The organism is Pseudomonas sp. CFBP 8771, from assembly GCF_014841695.1.
GTDB lineage: Bacteria > Pseudomonadota > Gammaproteobacteria > Pseudomonadales > Pseudomonadaceae > Aquipseudomonas > Aquipseudomonas baltica.
This window is the reverse complement of sequence record NZ_JACYUJ010000007.1, coordinates 36,866-55,189: the sequence shown is the minus strand read 5'-3', so window position 1 is coordinate 55,189 and position 18,324 is coordinate 36,866. Positions and strand designations below refer to the sequence as shown.

20 protein-coding genes are annotated in these 18,324 nt (G+C 63.6%); 14 read left to right on the top strand and 6 right to left on the bottom strand.

Annotated elements, in window-relative coordinates; translation table 11 throughout:
* Window positions 1-34 precede the first annotated feature (34 nt).
* Both IFT80_RS16865 and IFT80_RS16860 read left to right on the top strand, forming a co-directional pair.
* Window positions 35-514: a chemotaxis protein CheW gene (locus IFT80_RS16865; protein ID WP_043186096.1), complete on the top strand. Its 480-nt coding sequence runs from the start codon at window positions 35-37 to the stop codon at window positions 512-514.
* Window positions 515-907 carry a DUF2802 domain-containing protein gene (locus IFT80_RS16860; RefSeq protein WP_049858773.1) on the top strand — a complete coding sequence of 131 codons (393 nt, stop codon included), beginning with the start codon at window positions 515-517 and terminating at the stop codon, window positions 905-907. It begins immediately after the preceding gene.
* Between the two features lie 41 nt (window positions 908-948).
* Here IFT80_RS16860 and IFT80_RS16855 read toward each other — a convergent pair whose 3' ends face one another.
* From IFT80_RS16855 to fliK, 3 genes are all read right to left on the bottom strand, one after another.
* A complete protein-coding gene (locus tag IFT80_RS16855) occupies window positions 949-3,699 on the bottom strand; it encodes a dermonecrotic toxin domain-containing protein (protein WP_192137923.1) in 2,751 nt (916 codons plus the stop codon).
* Window positions 3,700-3,896: 197 nt separating this feature from the next.
* Complete coding sequence (locus IFT80_RS16850) at window positions 3,897-4,217, bottom strand: EscU/YscU/HrcU family type III secretion system export apparatus switch protein (protein WP_185794520.1); 321 nt, start codon at window positions 4,215-4,217, stop codon at window positions 3,897-3,899.
* On the bottom strand, window positions 4,214-5,779 hold the full coding sequence (fliK, locus tag IFT80_RS16845; protein WP_192137922.1) for a flagellar hook-length control protein FliK: 1,566 nt from the start codon (window positions 5,777-5,779) through the stop codon (window positions 4,214-4,216). The genes IFT80_RS16850 and fliK overlap by 4 nt, the downstream gene beginning before the upstream one ends.
* 171 nt (window positions 5,780-5,950) lie before the next feature.
* Here fliK and ccmA point away from each other — a divergent pair, with 171 nt between their 5' ends.
* The 10 genes from ccmA to IFT80_RS16795 all read left to right on the top strand — a co-directional run bounded on the left by ccmA (window position 5,951) and on the right by IFT80_RS16795 (window position 13,294).
* The gene (gene ccmA / locus IFT80_RS16840) at window positions 5,951-6,583 is read left to right on the top strand and encodes a cytochrome c biogenesis heme-transporting ATPase CcmA (protein ID WP_192137921.1); all 633 of its coding nucleotides are present in this window, start codon (window positions 5,951-5,953) and stop codon (window positions 6,581-6,583) included.
* Entirely contained in the window at window positions 6,580-7,248 is a 669-nt protein-coding gene (ccmB, locus tag IFT80_RS16835; RefSeq protein ID WP_122475867.1) for a heme exporter protein CcmB, read from the top strand. The genes ccmA and ccmB overlap by 4 nt, the downstream gene beginning before the upstream one ends.
* Window positions 7,249-7,309: 61 nt before the next feature.
* A complete protein-coding gene (locus IFT80_RS16830; RefSeq protein WP_185794566.1) occupies window positions 7,310-8,074 on the top strand; it encodes a heme ABC transporter permease in 765 nt (254 codons plus the stop codon).
* Window positions 8,071-8,247 (top strand): heme exporter protein CcmD, encoded by a 177-nt coding sequence (gene ccmD, locus IFT80_RS16825; RefSeq protein WP_192137920.1) that lies wholly within the window; start codon window positions 8,071-8,073, stop codon window positions 8,245-8,247. Before IFT80_RS16830 ends, ccmD begins: the two co-directional genes overlap by 4 nt.
* The gene (gene ccmE, locus IFT80_RS16820; RefSeq protein WP_192137919.1) at window positions 8,244-8,687 is read left to right on the top strand and encodes a cytochrome c maturation protein CcmE; all 444 of its coding nucleotides are present in this window, start codon (window positions 8,244-8,246) and stop codon (window positions 8,685-8,687) included. The genes ccmD and ccmE overlap by 4 nt, the downstream gene beginning before the upstream one ends.
* 11 nt (window positions 8,688-8,698) lie before the next feature.
* Window positions 8,699-10,669: a heme lyase CcmF/NrfE family subunit gene (locus IFT80_RS16815; RefSeq protein WP_192138038.1), complete on the top strand. Its 1,971-nt coding sequence runs from the start codon at window positions 8,699-8,701 to the stop codon at window positions 10,667-10,669.
* The gene (locus tag IFT80_RS16810) at window positions 10,666-11,202 is read left to right on the top strand and encodes a DsbE family thiol:disulfide interchange protein (RefSeq protein ID WP_122475859.1); all 537 of its coding nucleotides are present in this window, start codon (window positions 10,666-10,668) and stop codon (window positions 11,200-11,202) included. The genes IFT80_RS16815 and IFT80_RS16810 overlap by 4 nt, the downstream gene beginning before the upstream one ends.
* 2 nt (window positions 11,203-11,204) lie before the next feature.
* A complete protein-coding gene (locus tag IFT80_RS16805) occupies window positions 11,205-11,690 on the top strand; it encodes a cytochrome c-type biogenesis protein CcmH (protein WP_163007433.1) in 486 nt (161 codons plus the stop codon).
* Entirely contained in the window at window positions 11,687-12,886 is a 1,200-nt protein-coding gene (ccmI, locus tag IFT80_RS16800; protein ID WP_192137918.1) for a c-type cytochrome biogenesis protein CcmI, read from the top strand. The genes IFT80_RS16805 and ccmI overlap by 4 nt, the downstream gene beginning before the upstream one ends.
* Window positions 12,887-12,895: 9 nt before the next feature.
* Entirely contained in the window at window positions 12,896-13,294 is a 399-nt protein-coding gene (locus tag IFT80_RS16795) for a hypothetical protein (protein ID WP_122475853.1), read from the top strand.
* A gap of 42 nt (window positions 13,295-13,336) precedes the next feature.
* On the opposite strand, the gene IFT80_RS16790 is transcribed toward IFT80_RS16795, so the two are convergent.
* The 3 genes from IFT80_RS16790 to IFT80_RS16780 form a co-directional block, all read right to left on the bottom strand.
* Window positions 13,337-14,335, bottom strand: a complete 999-nt coding sequence (locus tag IFT80_RS16790) for a sulfate ABC transporter substrate-binding protein (protein WP_122475851.1) — start codon at window positions 14,333-14,335, stop codon at window positions 13,337-13,339.
* A gap of 97 nt (window positions 14,336-14,432) precedes the next feature.
* Window positions 14,433-15,248: an ion transporter gene (locus tag IFT80_RS16785; protein WP_122475850.1), complete on the bottom strand. Its 816-nt coding sequence runs from the start codon at window positions 15,246-15,248 to the stop codon at window positions 14,433-14,435.
* 86 nt (window positions 15,249-15,334) lie between these two features.
* Window positions 15,335-15,940 (bottom strand): TetR/AcrR family transcriptional regulator, encoded by a 606-nt coding sequence (locus IFT80_RS16780; RefSeq protein WP_185794528.1) that lies wholly within the window; start codon window positions 15,938-15,940, stop codon window positions 15,335-15,337.
* A gap of 159 nt (window positions 15,941-16,099) precedes the next feature.
* Here IFT80_RS16780 and IFT80_RS16775 point away from each other — a divergent pair, with 159 nt between their 5' ends.
* Both IFT80_RS16775 and IFT80_RS16770 read left to right on the top strand, forming a co-directional pair.
* Window positions 16,100-16,999, top strand: coding sequence for a DUF808 family protein (locus IFT80_RS16775; protein WP_192137917.1), 900 nt, complete (start codon window positions 16,100-16,102; stop codon window positions 16,997-16,999).
* Between the two features lie 372 nt (window positions 17,000-17,371).
* Entirely contained in the window at window positions 17,372-18,253 is an 882-nt protein-coding gene (locus IFT80_RS16770; RefSeq protein WP_192104629.1) for a manganese catalase family protein, read from the top strand.
* The last annotated feature ends 71 nt before the right edge of the window (window positions 18,254-18,324 follow it).

Sequence of the window (18,324 nt, the reverse complement as noted above, 5' to 3'; positions counted from 1 at the left end):
ACGCCGCCGTCATGGCATTTGAGGGGTTAGTAGCATGAAGAAGTCGTCCGCCCAAGGTTCCGAAGATCCGATCCTGCAGTGGGTCACCTTCCGTCTGGACAATGAAACCTACGGCATCAATGTGATGCAGGTGCAGGAAGTGTTGCGCTACACCGAAATCGCACCGGTGCCGGGTGCGCCCAGCTACGTGCTGGGTATCATCAACCTGCGCGGTAACGTGGTCACGGTGATCGATACGCGTCAGCGCTTCGGTCTGGATTCCAGCGATGTCAGCGACAATACGCGCATCGTCATCATCGAGGCCGACAAGCAGGTAGTAGGGATTCTGGTCGACAGCGTCGCCGAGGTGGTCTACCTGCGCCAGTCCGAAGTCGAAACGGCGCCCAACGTCGGTAACGACGAGTCGGCCAAGTTCATTCAGGGCGTGTGCAACAAGAATGGCGAACTGCTGATTCTTGTCGAGCTGGACAAGATGATGTCCGAAGAAGAGTGGTCCGAGCTGGAGAATATCTGATTGATCTTCGAGGTTGCAGTCGTCCTGCTGGCGGTGCTGTGGGTTGGAACGGTTTCGCTGTTCCTGTCCTACCAGAAAAGCCAGCGCCTGCTGGCTGCTGAACAGGCGGCAGGCGATGCGCTGCGCGATCAGCGGCTGCGCGAGCTGACCAAGCGCCTGGACGATTACCAGAATCTCAACGTGCGCCTGGGCGAAGCACTGCACGAGTTGCGCGCGGTGGTTGGGCCATTGCCGGAGAAGCTGGCCCAGCTCGAGCAACGCGACCCCGGCAGCCTGTCGTTTGCCCAGGCGGGCAAGCTGGTGGCCATGGGCGCGTCGGTGGATGAGCTGACCCAGGCCTGCGGCCTCACCCAGGCCGAGGCCGAGCTGATGAGCAAACTGCACCGCGGCTGATCGCCTAGTGTCTGTTGCTCGTCAGCATCCGGCGGTGTCACTCAGGTGTGGGTCCAGCTCAGGCTGCTGCCTACCCGCGAAAAGCGGTTGAGTGGCGTGAGTGTCTGATACGCATCGTTGAACCCCGACCAGTCGAGGACGCCGTTGATGTCGCGGATCGGCAACGCCGCCAGGTTCCACGCTTCGCGGTACTGCGCCAGCTCAAGCAACCGCTGGCTGATGGTGTGGTTGAGTGCACCGGGCCCGCTGATGTGGTTCAAGGTAATGGCATAACGCTGGAAGCCTTCGGGATCGGTTGCCCGATCCGGACGGCTATCGTAGAACCGTGGCTGCGCCTCGAAGCGCTCCAGCATCGTTTGCGACACTGCATCCAGGGTCGGATTGCCCGCGTGGCTGCCGATCATGCTGTTGCCGAACTGGATGTTCATGCCCAGGGTTTCATTGGACAGGGGCACCGAAAGGATCAGGCCTCGGTCCGACGTGCGCAGCGGTACGCTATCGATGGGTTCGGCCAGCTGCCCCATGGGGGTTTTCTCTCCGGGTGCGAGGATGCTGTCGTCCATATCCATGTACAGGCCGCCTTCGCTTTTCAGAATTCGATAGCGCAGCACGTCGGATGCCGAAGCGTAGTTGGTGGCGATGCCGCCGTTGCCTTCGATGGCCGCCTGGTATTGCCGAAAATAGCGACTGCGTTTGAACGCCGTGTACAGCGGATGCGGTTCGAGCGGGATGACCCGCAGCGAGGGCGCATGCTGGGCCAACAGCTCGACATTGCGCGCATAGGCTTGCGGTGAGGTCGTGGAAAGGAACAGGCGGTATTGGTAACTGCTGTCGCGCAGCAGGGCGGCATTGCGTCCTCCGTTTTCCAGCAAGGCAGCGCTGATGACCTTGTCGCCGACCCACAGGCAGGAGATTTTCTTCGCGATGGCTTTCATGACCGGTGGGCGCAGTTCGCCAAGGCTCAGCGGCAGTGTCAGATCGACCCCCAGCGCCCGTAGGGTCTGCGCGCGCTGGGCGTCGGTGACGGGCCGCGCGACGTTCGGCAACCGCGACAGCGAGCGCCCGCCAGGCTGCGGCGCCACGTAGCACGGCGGATCGATCTCGTTGAGGTCGGTGCTCTGGACGAAGGCGTCACGCTCCACATCGTAGTGAACGGCAGCGACGTATCCGTCTATTTCACATTCCAAAAGGTCGTGCCTGCCACTGTAGCTGGGCACGCGAATGATGGCATCGCCAAGCGCCTGGTCCGCCCCGGCCACGGGTTGTACCGATTGCGGCAGGCTGAAGGCGGTCTCCAGAACCGGCTCCAGGGCCGCAAGGTGCGGAGCCTGCACCGGGCTCAGCGGATAGCCGAGCTGGCCGTTGATGCGTGCCGGGATGACGAACTCGGCACGCTTGAAGCGGAAGATTGCCGGTCTTTGGGGAATCTGCAGGTGCAGCAGTGGGGTTGCATTGAGCATCCCCCAGACCGCATCGCCGGCGCCGGCGGCGCGCTGCTCCAGGTTTTTGCCGTTGATTGCCCGATCCAGCCCAAGGCCTAGTTGAGCAAGGCCGCCCAAGGCAAAGATTGGCGCCAGTTCCGGCACCACCATCGCGATCGGGGCCAGGGTGTTGATGGCCGAAGTGAAGTAGCCGCGCCACTTTTCCTGGGTTACCGAGCTGTCGGTGTCGATGATGAACGCGGCGTCCTGCTCGCTGCGTTTCTTCTGTTGGCGGGCCATGGCCATGAACAGGTCGCCTTCGATGGGCGGGCTGTAGTAGCTCGTCCGGTAGTTGACCGTATCCTCGGGTACCCACAAACCGCTGGTGGCGAAACCGGGATGTCTGTCGGGATCGAAATGGTGGTAGGCGGGGTACAGGCCCAGACCCGTAAGCGCGGTGGCGAGGCCACTGAAACCCAGCGTGTCGGCTTCGTCGCCGGGTGGAAAGTGTGCTTCGAGCGCTCGACGCGTGTGTGGATGCTTGCAGTGCTTGGCCACCCACCGCTTCATCGACGATTCGTCGGTGAATTCGTGGAACGGCGAGCTGTTGCCGGGTATGTACAGCACCGTCAGCCCGGTCGCAGTGTTTTTCAGGCACAGCAGATTGGTCGCTGCATAGCCGTAGATATTCAGGCAGGCGACGTGTACGGCATGGGGCCGCGGCAGCAGGCCTGCAATCTGCCAGGCCAGAACCCGACCGGCATCGCTCAGGCTCGCGTGGCTCGTCTGCCTGTTGCAGGCCGCGATGAAATTGACTTTGGCCGCGTCGCGGTAGGCTTGCAGTCCGTTTTTCCAGTAGCCCTTGAGCATGTGCTTGTAGGGCGTCTGGAAGTCCATGTGCCAGATGAAGCGTTGAAACTCTTCGGCAGGAAGGCGTACGTGGTTGGCCGGGTCGTAGCCCGCCGACGATGTCTGCCGGTACAGGCCGTTGTACACCAGGTACTCGCTGCCATAGTCGAACAAACCTTTTTCATCCAGATGGTCGACCAGGGTGATCGGGTAGGGCGGCGGGGTGCCGGCCCAGGCAGCATGCAGGGCGGCGCCGATCAGATCATTGTTCGATTCGCCCTGCCAGTTCGACAGCAGCGCCTGGGTCATGGTCAGCTTGCGCACGACCTTGGCGATGCAGCGCTGGCCTTTGAATTGATAGTGCAGGGTAACGGCGTCGACCTTGTCCGGATTCAGCTCCAGGCCCTGTTTCGACGCCCACTTGCGTACCGCATCGGCAGCGGCGCGATCGGGCCTGGGGTAATCCTGGAGGGCGTCGCGGACGGCTTGCACACCCTGCGGGCTGATGAATCGGGAAGTCATGGCGGTATTCCTTTCAGAGCACGGAAAGTCGTGCCAGGCCATGATTCGTTCGGCGCATCGGGTGGACGTGGTAACTATTTAGGGCGGTTTAGGGCGGCCGCCGCCGGTGCCGATAGCAAACCGGCCCGGTAAAGTCTATCGACGCGATCGCCGTAGACTCGATTCGAGGGGTGGGAAATAGCCTTCTGGTCCAGGAGCTACAAGGCTTTGGGCGTGATGTCTCGCTCGGCCGGCGCAGGCGCCAGTTCGAAGCCGGAAGGGGTCTTGCCTTGCAGGTGCCAGGCAAAGGCGATGATCTCTGCGATGGTCAGGTACAACTCGTGGGGGATGCTGTCGCCCAGTTCCATGCGTGCCAGCATCTTCACCAGCTCGGCATTTTCATACACCGGTACTTCGTATTCGCGCGCCATGGCCAGGATCGCTTCAGCCAGCTCATCGTCGCCCTTGGCAGTGAGGATAGGTGCCTTCTGGCCGTCGTAGCGCAGGGCGATGGCTTGGCGCGGGGCTCGTTCGTTCATGCGGTTTCATCCACCCAGCGTTGTTCCAGTCGCGTACGAGCGCCTTGGGGGGCGGTGCCTTGATGGCACTGCAGATCGGCCACGTTCAAACCGCTGGCCTGCAGGCGCTGCCGCAGATTGTCCAGTTGGTTTTCGATGAGCAGGGCGGTGGCTGGTCGTTGCGCCCATAACTGGCTGGAGAGGCTGCCGTGGGCCAGTTGCGCCTGCACCTGCAGCGGGCCCAGTGCATCCAGATCGAAAGCCAGGTCCAGGCGCCAGATCTTTTCCTGGGCGGGCCTGGGCTCGTTCTTGTCGTGGGGCTGTTGGTCCGGTGGTGGGTCTTCGCGTTGCACCTTGACCTGCAGCGGGATGAAATCGTGCAGGTGGCGCATGGGGATCTCCAGTTGCCAGGTGGTCTGCGTGGCGCCATCTGGGGTACGCCCGGTCTGTTCCAGTCCCGCGAGCTGATGACTCTGCAGGCGCGCCACCGCCGCACCGGCCAGGCGCAGCAGGTGTTCGAGATCGTCTTCGCCTTCGCTTTTCTGCGCCGTGCGGGCGGGCAGGGGAAAGCTTGCCGGGACGATTTTTTCGCTGACCTGCCCCCAGGCATTCAGGGCATTGCGCACGCGCCCCGGCAGCACCTGAGCGAGCACATTGGCCGCCACCGCCGGTTGCGCCGCCGGATTGGGCACCGCAGCAGGCGCGATCTGCGCCATCAGGCGCAGCAGCGCCGACTTGAGATCGGGTGCCGGTTGGCCGTTGAGCAGATTGGCTTCCAGGAATGCGCCGCTGGCGACCACGGCCTGTGCAACGGTTTTCGGGTCGGCCATTTGCTGCATGTCCGGCAAGCTGGCCAACAGACGCTCCAGGCCCGCCCGCGTCGGCGGCGCGAGTTCCGGGTTCTGCCGCAGGCTCTGCACCGCGCTCAGGAGGCTGTCCAAGGAACCCTGCCGAGCTTGCTGGGCGCCCAATTGCTGGGCCACGGCCAGTTGGTCCATGCGCCCGCTCAAGGGCACGAAATTCAGGCTGCGGTCGCTCATCACCTGGGCGCTGAGCAGGCTGCCCAGGCGCAGCGGCTGAGGGCTCTCGATGGCCAGGATATTGCCCGCCTGAGCGGTGTTGAGCAGGGTCACCATGGCCCGATACACCGCCGGCTGCCCGGCGATCTGCGGCAGCATCTGGCTGCTGCTGACCTTGCCCTGCAACAGCGTGCCCACCGGCAATGCCTGGGTGTCGATTCGGGTCAGGGTCAGCGGGGCGCCGTTGCCGCGCTCCTGGGTGGCGACCAGGGCCGCGCCGCCGGCCAGGTGCGAAACCAGCAATGCAGTGCCCTGGGGCAGCGGTTGCAGGCTGCTGGCGGTGATCGTCGCCACCCCGCCACCGGCCAGGCTCAGGCGCAGCAGCAGTTGAAAGTCCTGGGCGCCGGCCTTGACCGACACCACCTCGGCGTCGACTGTCTCGCCCAGGGCCAACAGGTTGTCCAGTGGCTGGGTGATCTTCACCATCTCGGTGTTCGAGGCACTGGCGCGCGCGGCTCCGCTGGCAGACGGCAGCGCGGCTAGGTTGCTGATCAGGTCAGGCATGGATGAAACCTGTGTCGGTTGCGCCCTTGGGCGTGAGCTGCGCATGTATAATGCGCGGCCACTGCGGCCGGCTCTGCTATACAGTGCCATGGAAGTATAGCGGCCATGCCCTGCAGAACTTGAACACGGCTCGACGCCGTGACGTGCGATCCGATTTCATAAGGCCGAGTCTTGACCCCATACCTGGATGCCACCGATCTATCCTGCGAGCGCGATGGGCGGCTGCTGTTCGAGCGTCTGCAGGTGCAGGTGGCAGCCGGCGACATGCTTCAGGTGTGCGGCCCCAACGGCTGTGGCAAGACCAGCCTGCTGCGCCTGCTGGCCGGGTTGATGCAGCCCGCTGAAGGGCAGGTCGCGCTGACGGCGCAGACGCAGACCGCACACCGGCGCGAACGTGGCTGCCCGCTGGTATGGATCGGCCACGCGCCCGGCATCAACGAGACACTCAGCGCCGAGGAAAACCTGGCCTGGCTCTGCGCGCTGCACACCCCGGCCAGTCGCGAGCGCATCCGGGCGGCATTGGCGGCGATCGGCCTGCGCGGTTTCGAAGACGTGCCGTGTCACCGGCTTTCAGCCGGCCAGCGGCGCCGCGTGGCGCTTGCTCGCCTCCATCTGCCCGGCCCGCCGCTGTGGATTCTCGACGAGCCGTTCACTGCACTCGATGCACAGGCAGTGGAGCAGTTGGAACGGCACCTGGTCGGACACTGCGAGCGAGGCGGCATGGTCGTGCTGACCACCCACCATCTGCTGGCGCAGACCCCCGGCAGCTACCGGCGGCTGGAACTGGACGCGCAGGCGGCATGAGTGTTTTCGTCCTGTTGCTCAAGCGCGAAGCACGGCTGCTGTGTCGACGGCCCGCCGAGCTGGCCAACCCGCTGGTGTTTTTCGCCCTCGTCATTGCGCTATTCCCGCTGGCCGTGGGTCCGCAGATGCAAGTGCTGCAAGGTCTTTCCCCCGGCCTGGTATGGGTAGCGGCACTGCTGGCCGTGCTGCTGTCACTCGACGGCCTGTTTCGCAGCGATCTGGAGGACGGTTCGCTGGAACAATGGATATTGTCCGAACATCCACTGCCCTTGCTGGTGCTGGCCAAGGTGCTGGTGCACTGGCTGTTTTCCGGGCTGGCGCTGGTGCTCGTCTCCCCGCTGCTGGCGCTGATGCTCGGGCTGCCCGAGCGCTGCCTGCCGGTGCTGTTGCTGTCGTTGCTGCTCGGCACCCCGGTGCTCAGCCTGCTCGGCGCAGTGGGGGCGGCGTTGACGGTCGGGCTCAAGCGCGGCGGCCTGCTGTTGGCGCTGCTGACGCTGCCGTTGTACATCCCGGTGCTGATTCTGGGCAGTGGCGCCCTGCAGGCGTCGTTGCAGCAGCTGCCAGCCACGGGTTACCTGTTATGGCTGGGCAGCCTGACAGCGTTGTCGGTGACCTTGGCGCCTTTCGCCATCGCGGCGGGGCTGAAGATCAGTGTCGGCGAATGAACGGGCCAGGCCGCGTGTGCGTCTGGCTCATGCTTTTGGATACGGGGTCATGAAGAACAAGGTGATGAACTGGACGTGGTTTCACAAGCTCGGCTCGCCCAAGGCTTTCCATGCCCTCAGCGGACGCCTGCTGCCGTGGTTGAGCGCGGCGGCGGCACTGTTGATCGGCACGGGCGTTGTCTGGGGGCTGGCTTTCGCGCCGCCGGATTACCAGCAGGGCAACAGTTTTCGCATCATCTACATTCACGTGCCAGCAGCCATGCTTGCCCAGTCCTGCTACGTGATGATGGCGCTGGCCGGCGTGGTCGGGCTGGTGTGGAAGATGAAGATCGCCGACATCGCGCTGCAATGCGCCGCACCGGTGGGCGCCTGGATGACCGTGTTGGCGCTGGCCACGGGCGCCATCTGGGGCAAACCGACGTGGGGCAGTTGGTGGGTCTGGGATGCGCGCCTGACCTCCATGCTCATCCTGCTGTTTCTCTACCTGGGGCTGCTTGCCCTGGGGCAGGCCATCGGCAACCGCGAGAACGCGGCCAAGGCTTGTGCGGTACTGGCCATCGTCGGCGTGGTCAACATTCCGATCATCAAGTATTCGGTGCAGTGGTGGAACACCCTGCATCAGGGCGCCACGTTCAGCCTGACCGAAAAACCGGCGATGCCCGCGCAGATGTGGTTGCCGCTGCTGCTCACGGTGCTCGGCTTCTACTGTTTCTTCGGCGCCGTGCTGTTGTTGCGCATGCGCCTGGAGGTGCTCAGACGCGAAGCTCGCAGCCGCTGGGTCCGGGAGTACCTGGCCGGTGCCTTGAAAACGAAGGCCGCGCCATGAGCTTCGATTCGTTCGGCGAGTTTCTGAGCATGGGGCGCCACGGCGTCTACGTCTGGTCGGCCTATGGCCTGTGCGTGCTGGTGCTGCTGGTCAACGTGGCCGGACCGCTGCTGGCCCGGCGACGTCACCTGCAACAGGAAGCGCGACGTCTGCGCCGGGAGGGTCGACCGTGAATCCGCTACGCAAAAAACGCCTGACGCTCATCCTCGCCCTGGTGGCAGGTGTCGCGCTTGCCGTAGGCCTGGCCCTGGGTGCATTGCAGCAGAACATCAACCTGTTCTACACGCCGACCCAGATCGCCAATGGCGAGGCGCCGGTGGGCACGCGCATTCGCGCCGGCGGCATGGTCGAGCGGGGCTCGCTGCAGCGTTCCGGCGACTCGCTGGATGTCCGCTTCGTGGTTACCGACTTCCAGCGCAGCGTCACCATCACCTACCGCGGCATCCTCCCCGACCTGTTTCGCGAGGGGCAGGGCATCGTCGCCCTCGGCACCCTGAACGCTGCCGGTGTGGTGCAGGCGGACGAGGTGCTGGCCAAGCACGACGAGAAATACATGCCCCCGGAAGTCACCAAAGCCTTGAAAGACTCCGGCCGAACGGAAGCTTCGCCATGATCGCTGCACTGCTGGTGCCCGAACTGGGCCAATTGTCGATGATCCTGGCGCTGTGTCTGGCCTTGGTGCAGGCCAGTGTGCCGTTGGTTGGTGCCTGGCGCGGCGACCGGCTGTGGATGGGCCTGGCGCGGCCAGCTGCGTGGGGCCAGTTCACGTTCTTGGTGCTGGCGTTCGCCTGCCTGGCCGCAAGTTTCCTCAACGACGACTTTTCCGTGCGCTACGTGGCCGAAAACTCCAACAGCGCCTTGCCCTGGTACTACAAGTTCAGCGCGGTATGGGGTGCCCACGAGGGCTCGTTGCTGCTGTGGGCGCTGATTCTGGGCGGCTGGACCTTCGCCGTGTCGATCGGCTCGCGGCAGTTGCCGCAGGTGATGCTGGCGCGGGTGCTGGCAGTGATGGGCATGATCAGCGTCGGCTTCCTGCTGTTCCTGATCCTGACGTCCAATCCCTTCGCTCGGGTGCTGCCGCAGATTCCCGCCAACGGCCGCGACCTCAACCCCTTGCTGCAGGACATCGGCCTGATCGTTCACCCGCCCATGCTGTACATGGGCTACGTCGGTTTTTCGGTGGCCTTTGCCTTCGCCATTGCCGCGCTGCTGGGCGGCAAGCTGGACGCGGCCTGGGCACGCTGGTCACGTCCATGGACGATGGTGGCGTGGAGCTTTCTGGGTATCGGCATCACCCTGGGCTCATGGTGGGCGTACTACGAACTGGGCTGGGGCGGGTGGTGGTTCTGGGACCCGGTGGAGAACGCCTCGTTCATGCCCTGGCTGGTGGGTACCGCGCTGATCCATTCGCTGGCGGTCACCGAGAAGCGCGGCGTGTTCAAGAGCTGGACGGTGCTGCTGGCCATCGCCGCGTTTTCCCTGAGCCTGCTGGGAACGTTCCTGGTGCGCTCGGGCGTGCTGACCTCGGTGCACGCGTTCGCGTCCGACCCAACGCGCGGGGTGTTCATCCTGATCTTCCTGTTGTTCGTGGTGGGTGGTTCGCTGACCCTGTTCGCGCTGCGCGCGCCGGTGGTCAAGAGTCACGTGGGCTTCGGCCTGTGGTCGCGCGAAACCCTGCTGCTGGGCAATAACCTGATTCTGCTGGTAGCCGCCTCCATGATTCTGCTGGGTACGTTGTATCCGCTGGCCCTGGATGCCCTGACCGGCGCCAAGCTGTCGGTCGGCCCACCCTATTTCAATGCGCTGTTCGTGCCCTTGATGGCGCTGCTGATGCTGACCATGGCGGTCGGTGTGCTGGTGCGCTGGAAACACACGCCAACGGCCTGGTTGCGGGGCATGCTGGTGCCTGTGTTGATCGGCAGTGCCTTGCTGGCGCCGCTGGCAGCGTGGTGCCTGGGGGATTTTGCCTGGCCGGTATTGACCATCTTTGCGCTGGCTGCCTGGGTGCTGCTGGCCGGTGCCCGCGACCTGCACGACAAGACCCGTCACACGGGCTTTCGCCGAGGCCTGGCTGGCTTGCCGCGCAGCTACTGGGGCATGCAACTGGCCCACTTGGGCATCGCCGTCTGTGCCTTGGGCGTGGTGCTGTCTAGCCACGACAGTGCCCAGCGCGACCTGCGCATGGCACCGGGCGATGCAGTGGAACTGGGTGGCTATCAATTCATCTTCAACGGTGCCGAGTCTCATCGCGGGCCGAATTTCACCGCTCAGCGTGGCAGCATCCAGGTCCTGCGCGAGGGTATACAGGTCAGCTTGCTGCATCCCGAAAAGCGTTTGTACACCGTTCAGCAATCGGTGATGACCGAGGCAGGCATCGACGCCGGTTTTACCCGCGACCTCTACGTTGCCCTGGGCGAACCGTTGGAAAACGGTGCGTGGGCCGTACGCATCCACGTCAAGCCGTTCGTACGCTGGATCTGGCTGGGCGGGTTGCTGACGGGGCTGGGGGGATTGCTCGCTGCGCTGGACAAGCGCTATCGGCTCAAGGTCAAAGCGCGCGTGCGTGACGTACTCGGCAAAGGAGCCCCGGTATGAAGCGTTGGCTGCTGGCGCTGCCCTTGGGCGCATTCCTGATAGTGGCGGTGCTGCTTTACCGCGGCCTCCACCTGGACCCGGCACAGCTGCCGTCGGCGCTGATCGGCAAGCCGTTTCCCGTGTTCAGCCTGGCCGATACCCCGGGCGAACGGATATTGACCCGCGCCGACCTGCTGGGCAAGCCCGCACTGGTCAATGTCTGGGGCACCTGGTGCGTGGCCTGTCGGGTCGAGCACCCGCTGCTCAACACGCTGGCCCGGCAGGGCGTGCTGATCTACGGCATCAACTACAAGGATGACAACGCAGCCGCGCGCCGCTGGTTGGCGGACTATCACAACCCCTACGCGCTGGACATCAATGACAAGGACGGCACTCTGGGCCTTGATCTGGGCGTTTACGGCGCGCCGGAGACCTTTCTCATCGACGCCCGCGGGGTGATTCGCCACAAGTGGGTGGGTGTCATCGACCAGACCGTATGGCGCGAGCAGTTGGCGCCGCTGTACCAGGCGCTGCTCGACGAGGCCCGACCATGAACCTGAAACGCTGGCTGCTGACCTGCATGCTGCTGTCGAGCCTGGCCGGAGCGGCGCACGCCGCCATCGACACCTATAGGTTCGCCAATGACGACTTGCGCGAGCGCTTTCACCAGTTGACTCAGCAGTTGCGTTGTCCGAAGTGCCAGAACCAGGACATCGCCGATTCCAATGCGCCCATTGCCGGCGACCTGCGCCGCGAGATCCATCGGCTGTTGACCGAAGGCAAGAGCGACGAGCAGATCATCGAGTTCATGGTCGACCGCTATGGCGAATTCGTCCGCTACAGACCGGCGCTGACCGCGCGCACCGGTCTGCTCTGGTTCGGCCCGGCGGCCTTGCTCGTGGCCGGCGTGGGGGTGATCGCGGTGACGGTGCGCCGCCGACGTCGGCAACCGGCCACCAGCCCGCGCGATCTCGACCCGGGCGAGCGGGCTCGCCTGGCTGACTTGCTTGCCCAAAAACCGCTGGATGAAGACCGCCCATGATCGATTTCTGGCTCGCTGCCGGGCTGTTGCTGCTGGTTGCACTGAGTTTCGTGCTGGTGCCGTTGCTGCGGGCTCGTCGCGAGCAGCCCGAGCAAGACCGTACGGCACTCAACGTGGCGCTGTACCAAGAGCGACTGGCCGAGCTGAACACCCAGCAAAGGGCGGGTGTACTGACTCCCGCACAGCTGGAAAGCGGCCAGGCGGAAGCGGCCCGTGAGCTGCTCACCGATACCGACGGCAGCCAGACGGCGTCGGATGTTCGCCTGGGCCGCGCGGTTCCGCTGGCTGCGGCGCTGCTGGTGCCGGTCGTGGGGCTGGTGCTGTACCTGCATTACGGCGCCAGCGACCAGGTCGAGTTGAGCCGCGAGTTCGCCGTGCCGCCCACGTCCGTGGCGCAGATGACGGCGCGCCTGGAGCAGGCGGTGCAGATGCAGCCAGAGGCCGTAGAAGGCATTTATATCTTGGGACGAACCTACATGGCGCAGAATCGCCCAGCGCAAGCAGCGGCGCTGTTCGAGCGTGCGGCGTCTCTGACCGGGCGGCAGCCCGAGGTACTGGGGCAGTGGGCGCAGGCGCTGTATTTTGCTGCGGGCAGGCAGTGGTCCGAACCCATCCAGGCGTTGACCGACGAAGCCCTGCTGGGCGATCCGAAGGAGCCAACCAGCCTTGGCTTGCTCGGCATCGCCGCCTTCGAGAGCCAGCGCTTCGAACAAGCCATCGGCTACTGGGAGCGGCTGCTGGCAACGTTGCCGGATGCGGACCCGGCACGCACGGCATTGCAGGCTGGAATCGCGCGCGCTCGTAGCCAACTGGCGTCCGCCGACACACCGCCAGCCTCCCGGCCCACGCCCGCGCGCGCCGGGTTGAAGGTGCGGGTGACGCTGGCGCCCGCGCTGGTCGCCAAGGTGCAGCCGGGTGACAGCGTGTTCGTCTTTGCTCGCGCGGTGTCCGGGCCACCGATGCCGCTGGCGGTCAAGCGCCTGACGGTCGCTGACCTCCCGGCGCAGGTCGAGCTGGCGGATAGCGACGCGATGATGCCACAGCTGAAACTGTCGAACTTTGCCGAAGTCCAACTCATCGCCCGGATATCCAGGGCCGGCCAGCCCACTCAGGGCGAATGGCTGGCACGCGGTGCGCCGATTGCCAGTGACAGCGCCGCCGTGCAGCAATTGCTGATCGACAGTCCCGACCTTTAGAGAGATGCCATGAACCGTTTAGCTCGAATGGCCGTGATCGGCCTGGCCCTGGGCATGAGTGCCTGCGCCGTGCAGCGCCCGTCCGAACCGGAGCCACGGCCGCCGGTGCAGACCCTGCCACCAGCCGGACCGAGCACGGCGCCGACCCCGCCTGCGCCGCCCGCACCGCCTGCACCCAAGCCCCTGCCGCGCACCTCGGCCAGCTTCGCGCCGCCGCCCGGTGGTGCCAGTCACTGGGACCCGAGCCTGGGCGTCTACGTGCTTGAGGACCAACCCGACACCTACTACCGGCAGCGTACCTACTACCGGTGGAATGATGGCTGGAGCTGGGCCACCAGTCCCAAGGGGCCTTGGGAAGCCACCGACACCACCGGCGTGCCGGCCGGATTGGGCCGCAAGCATCCCTGAACCCTGGCCGCCGTGAAGCAGGCCAGCCAGCGTTGACCGCCGTTACTGGCCGGTATAGATCTGGTCGAACACGCCGCCGTCGTTGAAGTGGGTCTTCTGCACGCTGCGCCAGTCGCCGAAGGTCTTCTCCACCGAGAGGAATTCAACCTTTGGAAAGCGGTCGGTGTACTTGGCCAATACCGCAGGGTCGCGGGGGCGCAGGTAGTTGTTGGCGGCGATCTCCTGGCCTTCGGGCGACCACAGGTACTTCAGGTATTCATCGGCTGCGGCGCGCGTGCCTTTGCGGTCGACCACCTTGTCGACCACGCTGACCGGCGGCTCGGCTTCGGCGGACACGCTGGGGTAGACCACTTCGAACTGATCGCGGCCGAACTCGCGGGCGATCATTTCCGCTTCGTTCTCGAAGGTGATCAGCACATCGCCGATCTGGTTGGTCATGAACGTGGTGGTTGCACCGCGGCCGCCGGTGTCGAGTACCGGCGCCTGCTTGAACAGCTTGCCGACGAAGTCGCGGGCCTTGTTTTCGTCGCCGCCGTTCTTCAGCACATAGCCCCACGCCGACAGGTAGGTGTAGCGGCCGTTGCCGGACGTCTTGGGGTTGGGGACGATGACCTGCACGCCGTCCTTGAGCAGGTCGGGCCAGTCCTTGAGCGCCTTGGGGTTGCCCTTGCGGACGATGAACACGGTCGCCGAGGTGAATGGTGCACTGTTGTTCGGCAGGCGCGTGACCCAGTTGTCAGGCACCAGCTTGCCATTGTCGGCCAAGGCATTGATGTCGGTGGCCATGTTCATGGTGATGACATCGGCCGGCAGGCCGTCGATCACCGAGCGCGCCTGCTTGCTCGAACCGCCGAAGGACATCTGCACGGTGATCGCTTCGTTGTGTTCAGCCTGCCAGTGTTTCTGGAAGGCGCTGTTGTAGTCCTTGTAGAAGTCGCGCATCACGTCGTACGAGACGTTGAGCAGGCTGGGCGCGGCCTGGGCCAGGCCGGTCAGGGTCAAGCCTGCCGCCAACAGCGAGGCACCGATCAATTTCTTCACTGCAGTTCCCTCTTCGAGCGTTCTTGGAAATAGGCGGCATTATGCCTGCGCGGCTACCTCGACATGATGGGCACGGTTAGATCAAAAACTGCTGTGCTTATAGCGCTTTTTTGAACAAGGCATTGCCGCATTGCGAGCAGAAGGACGCTGCCTGCTCATGGCTGCCTTTGTGACACACCGCGCACTCGTGCTGCAGGCCTTCGCCACGCATGGCGTTGGCCAGTTCGGCGGTAAAGATGCCGGTGGGCACCGCGATGATCGAATAACCGGTGATCATCACCATGGCCGAGAGCACCTGGCCGATCGGCGTGGTGGGCACGATATCGCCGTAGCCGACGGTGGTCAGGGTGACGATGGCCCAGTAGATGCCGGTGGGAATGTTGGCGAAGCCGTTCTGCGGCCCTTCGACCACATACATCAAAGTGCCGAATACCGTGACCAGGGTGCTGACGCTGACCAGAAACACGATGATCTTCTGCTTGCTGCCGCGCAGGGCTGCCAGCAGGTAGTTGGCCTGCTTCAGATAAGGGCTGAGCTTGAGTACGCGAAAGATCCGCAGCATGCGCACCACGCGCACGATCATCAGGTACTGGGCGTCGCTGTAGTAGATGGCCAGAATGCCGGGCACGATCGCCAGCAGGTCGATCAGGCCGTAGAAACTGAACGCGTAGCGCAGAGGCTTGGGCGAACAGTACAGGCGCAGCAGGTATTCGACGGCGAAGATGAAAGTGAAGCCCCATTCGATCCAGGCAAACAGGTCGGCATACTGGCTGTGGACGGTCTCGACGCTGTCGATGATCACCACCAGCAGGCTGGCGAGGATGATCAGCAACAAGGTCTTGTCGAAGCGCCGTCCGGCAGGGGTGTCGCTTTGAAAAACGACGACGTACAGGCGATCACGCAGAGTGGTCATAGAAAGGTGCTTCCCGAAGAGGCGCACAGCGTAGGAGCTTTGCCGCGCGGGTGCAAGGCCGTGCGCCAAGCCTTGCCCAGCCTGGGCTAATCCGGCGTACAGCCTTTGAGCACCAGGCGCGTGATGGTGTCGATGGCGGCTTCGTAATCGGCGTCGTCCAGTTTCGCCTTGCCGGTGATCGAAGCGATCTGCCAATCGAAGTCGGCGTAGGTCTGCGTTGCGGCCCAGATGCTGAACATCAGGTGATGGGGGTCGACCGGGGCGATCTGGCCGCGATCGATCCAGGTCTGCAGGCACTGGATGTTGTGCCGAGCCTGGGCATTGAGCAGCTCCACCTGATCGGCGCTCAGGTGCGGCGCGCCGTGCATGATTTCACTGGCGAACACTTTCGAGGCGAAGGGCAGGGCGCGGGAGATATGGATCTTGGAGCGGATATAGGCACGCAGCACCTCCTGCGGCTCGCCTGCCGTATCGAACGGCGTGGACGCCTGCAGGATCGGCTCGATGATGCTTTCCAGCACCTCGCGGTAGAGGTTTTCCTTGGACTTGAAGTAGTAGTAGACGTTGGGCTTGGGCACGCCGGCCTTGCTGGCGATGTCGTGGGTCTTGGCGGCGGCGAAACCCTTGTCGGCGAATTCCTCACTGGCCGCGCGCAGAATCAGTGCCTTGTTGCGCTCGCGAATACTGCTCATGGTGGGCAAAAGTCCTTGTTTCTGCGCAGTGGACCCCGGCTGTGTTGCAGGGTCCGCGATGGTAGCACCGGCGTTGCCGGGCCCTCAACAATGGCCCGGCAGGGAACTTAGCCGACCCCCGTGCGTCAGCCACCTAACTTACTCATGAGGATGCTCCCCGTGGCCGCAGGCAATTTGCTGACGCTTCTCGACGATATCGCGACTCTGCTCGACGACGTTTCCCTGGCCGCGAAGAAAACCGCCGGGGTGCTGGGCGACGATCTGGCGCTCAATGCCCAACAGGTCACCGGGGTCAAGGCGGATCGTGAACTGCCGGTGGTCTGGGCGGTGGCCAAGGGTTCCCTGCTGAACAAGGCGATCCTTGTACCTGCAGCGCTGTTGATCAGCGCATTCGCGCCCTGGCTGATCACGCCGCTGTTGATGATCGGCGGCGCGTACCTGTGCTTCGAAGGCTTCGAGAAGGTCGTGCACAAGTTCCTGCACAAGGATTCGGCCGCCGACCTCGAGCAGCGCAAGGCCGCCATGGCCGATGCCAAGGTCGACATGGTGGCGTTCGAGAAGGACAAGATCAAAGGTGCGGTGCGCACCGACTTCATTCTCTCGGCGGAGATCATCGTGCTGGCATTGGGCGTGGTGTCCACGAGGCCCTTCCTGGACCAGGTCGGCGTGCTGGTGATCACTGCTGTGCTGATCACCGTAGGTGTCTATGGGCTGGTGGCCGGCATCGTCAAGCTCGACGACGTTGGCCTCTACCTCAAGCAGAAGACCGGCGCGGCCAGTCAGGCGCTGGGCAACGGGCTACTGTGGTTGGCGCCCGTGCTGATGAAGGTACTGTCGATACTGGGCACCATTGCCATGTTTCTGGTGGGCGGCGGAATCATCGCGCATGGCCTGCCGTTCGTGCATCACCTTAGTGAGGCGGCGGTGGCGCTGGCTGGCGGTGGTCTGATGGGCACGCTGGCGAGCACTCTGGTCGACGCGTTGACCGGCATTCTTACCGGCGCCGCGGTATTGGCAGTGGTCAGCCTGGGCAAGAAACTTTTTGTTAAATCCCGCTGACTGATCGAGTGTAATCGTGGCAGCGGGGCACGCTGAGTCTGGGCGCGACAGTGTGCTCCCGGCTCACCGTGTGGGCCGCCGACGCGGCTTGCGCCGCTGCTACAGGGTTGCGATTACTGCCTGGTAATAGAGGTTTTTGCGTAAAGTTTTAAACTATCCAATATATCGTACGCAAACTACGAGTGCTGTGGGTCAAATCAATAGGCCAGTAGTTATTCTCTGCAAGTACAACCATTGATCCGGTTGCGATAATTAAATGGGATTAACGGGGTGTTGTTGTTTCCTACCTATGACGGTGCTGTTCCGAAGTCTCCTCCCCATCGGAAGCGAGCGTGTGCCGATTCATAATTAGATCAGCCTGAGGAAACCACAATGTTCTTGCACAACAAGCGTTTGCAATACACCGTGCGTGTCGCGGCACCCAATCCAGGTTTGGCCAACCTGTTGCTGGAGCAATTCGGCGGTGCCCAGGGCGAACTGGCCGCGGCGGCACGTTACTTTACCCAGGCCCTGGCCGAGGATGATCCGGGCCGCAAGGATCTGCTGATGTCCATCGCCACTGAGGAACTCAGCCATCTGGAGATCGTCGGTTCGATCATCGTCATGCTCAACAAGGGCGCAAAAGGCCAGTTGGCAGAAGGTGTTCAGGAAGAAGGCGAGTTGTACCGTGCAATCAATGGTGCGGGCAATGATTCCCATATCACCAGCCTGCTGTATGGCGCCGGTGCTCCCCTGACGAACTCCGCAGGCGTTCCTTGGACCGCTGCTTATATAGATACCATCGGCGAACCGACTGCCGATATGCGCTCCAATATTGCCGCTGAATCACGGGCAAAGATTGTTTACGAGCGCTTGATGAATGTCACCGACGATCCAGGCGTGAAAGAAGCATTGGGATTCTTGATGACTCGGGAAATCGCCCACCAGTTGTCATTCGAAAACGCGTTGCATGCCATTCAACCCAACTTTCCCCAAGGCAAGTTGCCAGGCATGCCGGAGTTCACCAACAAGTACTTCAATATGTCCGGCGAACCCAATGTACGCGGCCCGTGGAACCAGGGTGAAGAGTGGGAGTTCGTGGCCGAGCCGGAACCGGCCGTGGACGGCGGTGACGGCAGTGCTTCGGTGGTATTGAGCGCCAAGGATGCCAAGGTGCTGGAAGCGTTGAAGTTGCGTACCGAGTCCGATCCGGACGCCAACCCGGTTACCGGCGCAGACCTGGGTTCTGGCAAGGCGCAGAACGATTTGGCCTGATTGCCACTCGGCTATCGCGCTGCAAGAAAAAACCTCCCTGCAGTACGCCTGCCGGGAGGTTTTTTCATCAC

What these genes read in the sequence shown, in the direction of transcription:
- IFT80_RS16865 (WP_043186096.1), top strand. Translation starts at nt 35, where the DNA reads ATGAAGAAGTCGTCCGCCCAAGGTTCCGAAGATCCGATCCTGCAGTGG.
- IFT80_RS16855 (WP_192137923.1), bottom strand. Translation starts at nt 3,699, where the DNA reads ATGACTTCCCGATTCATCAGCCCGCAGGGTGTGCAAGCCGTCCGCGAC.
- IFT80_RS16850 (WP_185794520.1), bottom strand. Translation starts at nt 4,217, where the DNA reads ATGAACGAACGAGCCCCGCGCCAAGCCATCGCCCTGCGCTACGACGGC.
- fliK (WP_192137922.1), bottom strand. Translation starts at nt 5,779, where the DNA reads ATGCCTGACCTGATCAGCAACCTAGCCGCGCTGCCGTCTGCCAGCGGA.
- ccmB (WP_122475867.1), top strand. Translation starts at nt 6,580, where the DNA reads ATGAGTGTTTTCGTCCTGTTGCTCAAGCGCGAAGCACGGCTGCTGTGT.
- ccmD (WP_192137920.1), top strand. Translation starts at nt 8,071, where the DNA reads ATGAGCTTCGATTCGTTCGGCGAGTTTCTGAGCATGGGGCGCCACGGC.
- IFT80_RS16810 (WP_122475859.1), top strand. Translation starts at nt 10,666, where the DNA reads ATGAAGCGTTGGCTGCTGGCGCTGCCCTTGGGCGCATTCCTGATAGTG.
- ccmI (WP_192137918.1), top strand. Translation starts at nt 11,687, where the DNA reads ATGATCGATTTCTGGCTCGCTGCCGGGCTGTTGCTGCTGGTTGCACTG.
- IFT80_RS16795 (WP_122475853.1), top strand. Translation starts at nt 12,896, where the DNA reads ATGAACCGTTTAGCTCGAATGGCCGTGATCGGCCTGGCCCTGGGCATG.
- IFT80_RS16785 (WP_122475850.1), bottom strand. Translation starts at nt 15,248, where the DNA reads ATGACCACTCTGCGTGATCGCCTGTACGTCGTCGTTTTTCAAAGCGAC.
- IFT80_RS16780 (WP_185794528.1), bottom strand. Translation starts at nt 15,940, where the DNA reads ATGAGCAGTATTCGCGAGCGCAACAAGGCACTGATTCTGCGCGCGGCC.
- IFT80_RS16770 (WP_192104629.1), top strand. Translation starts at nt 17,372, where the DNA reads ATGTTCTTGCACAACAAGCGTTTGCAATACACCGTGCGTGTCGCGGCA.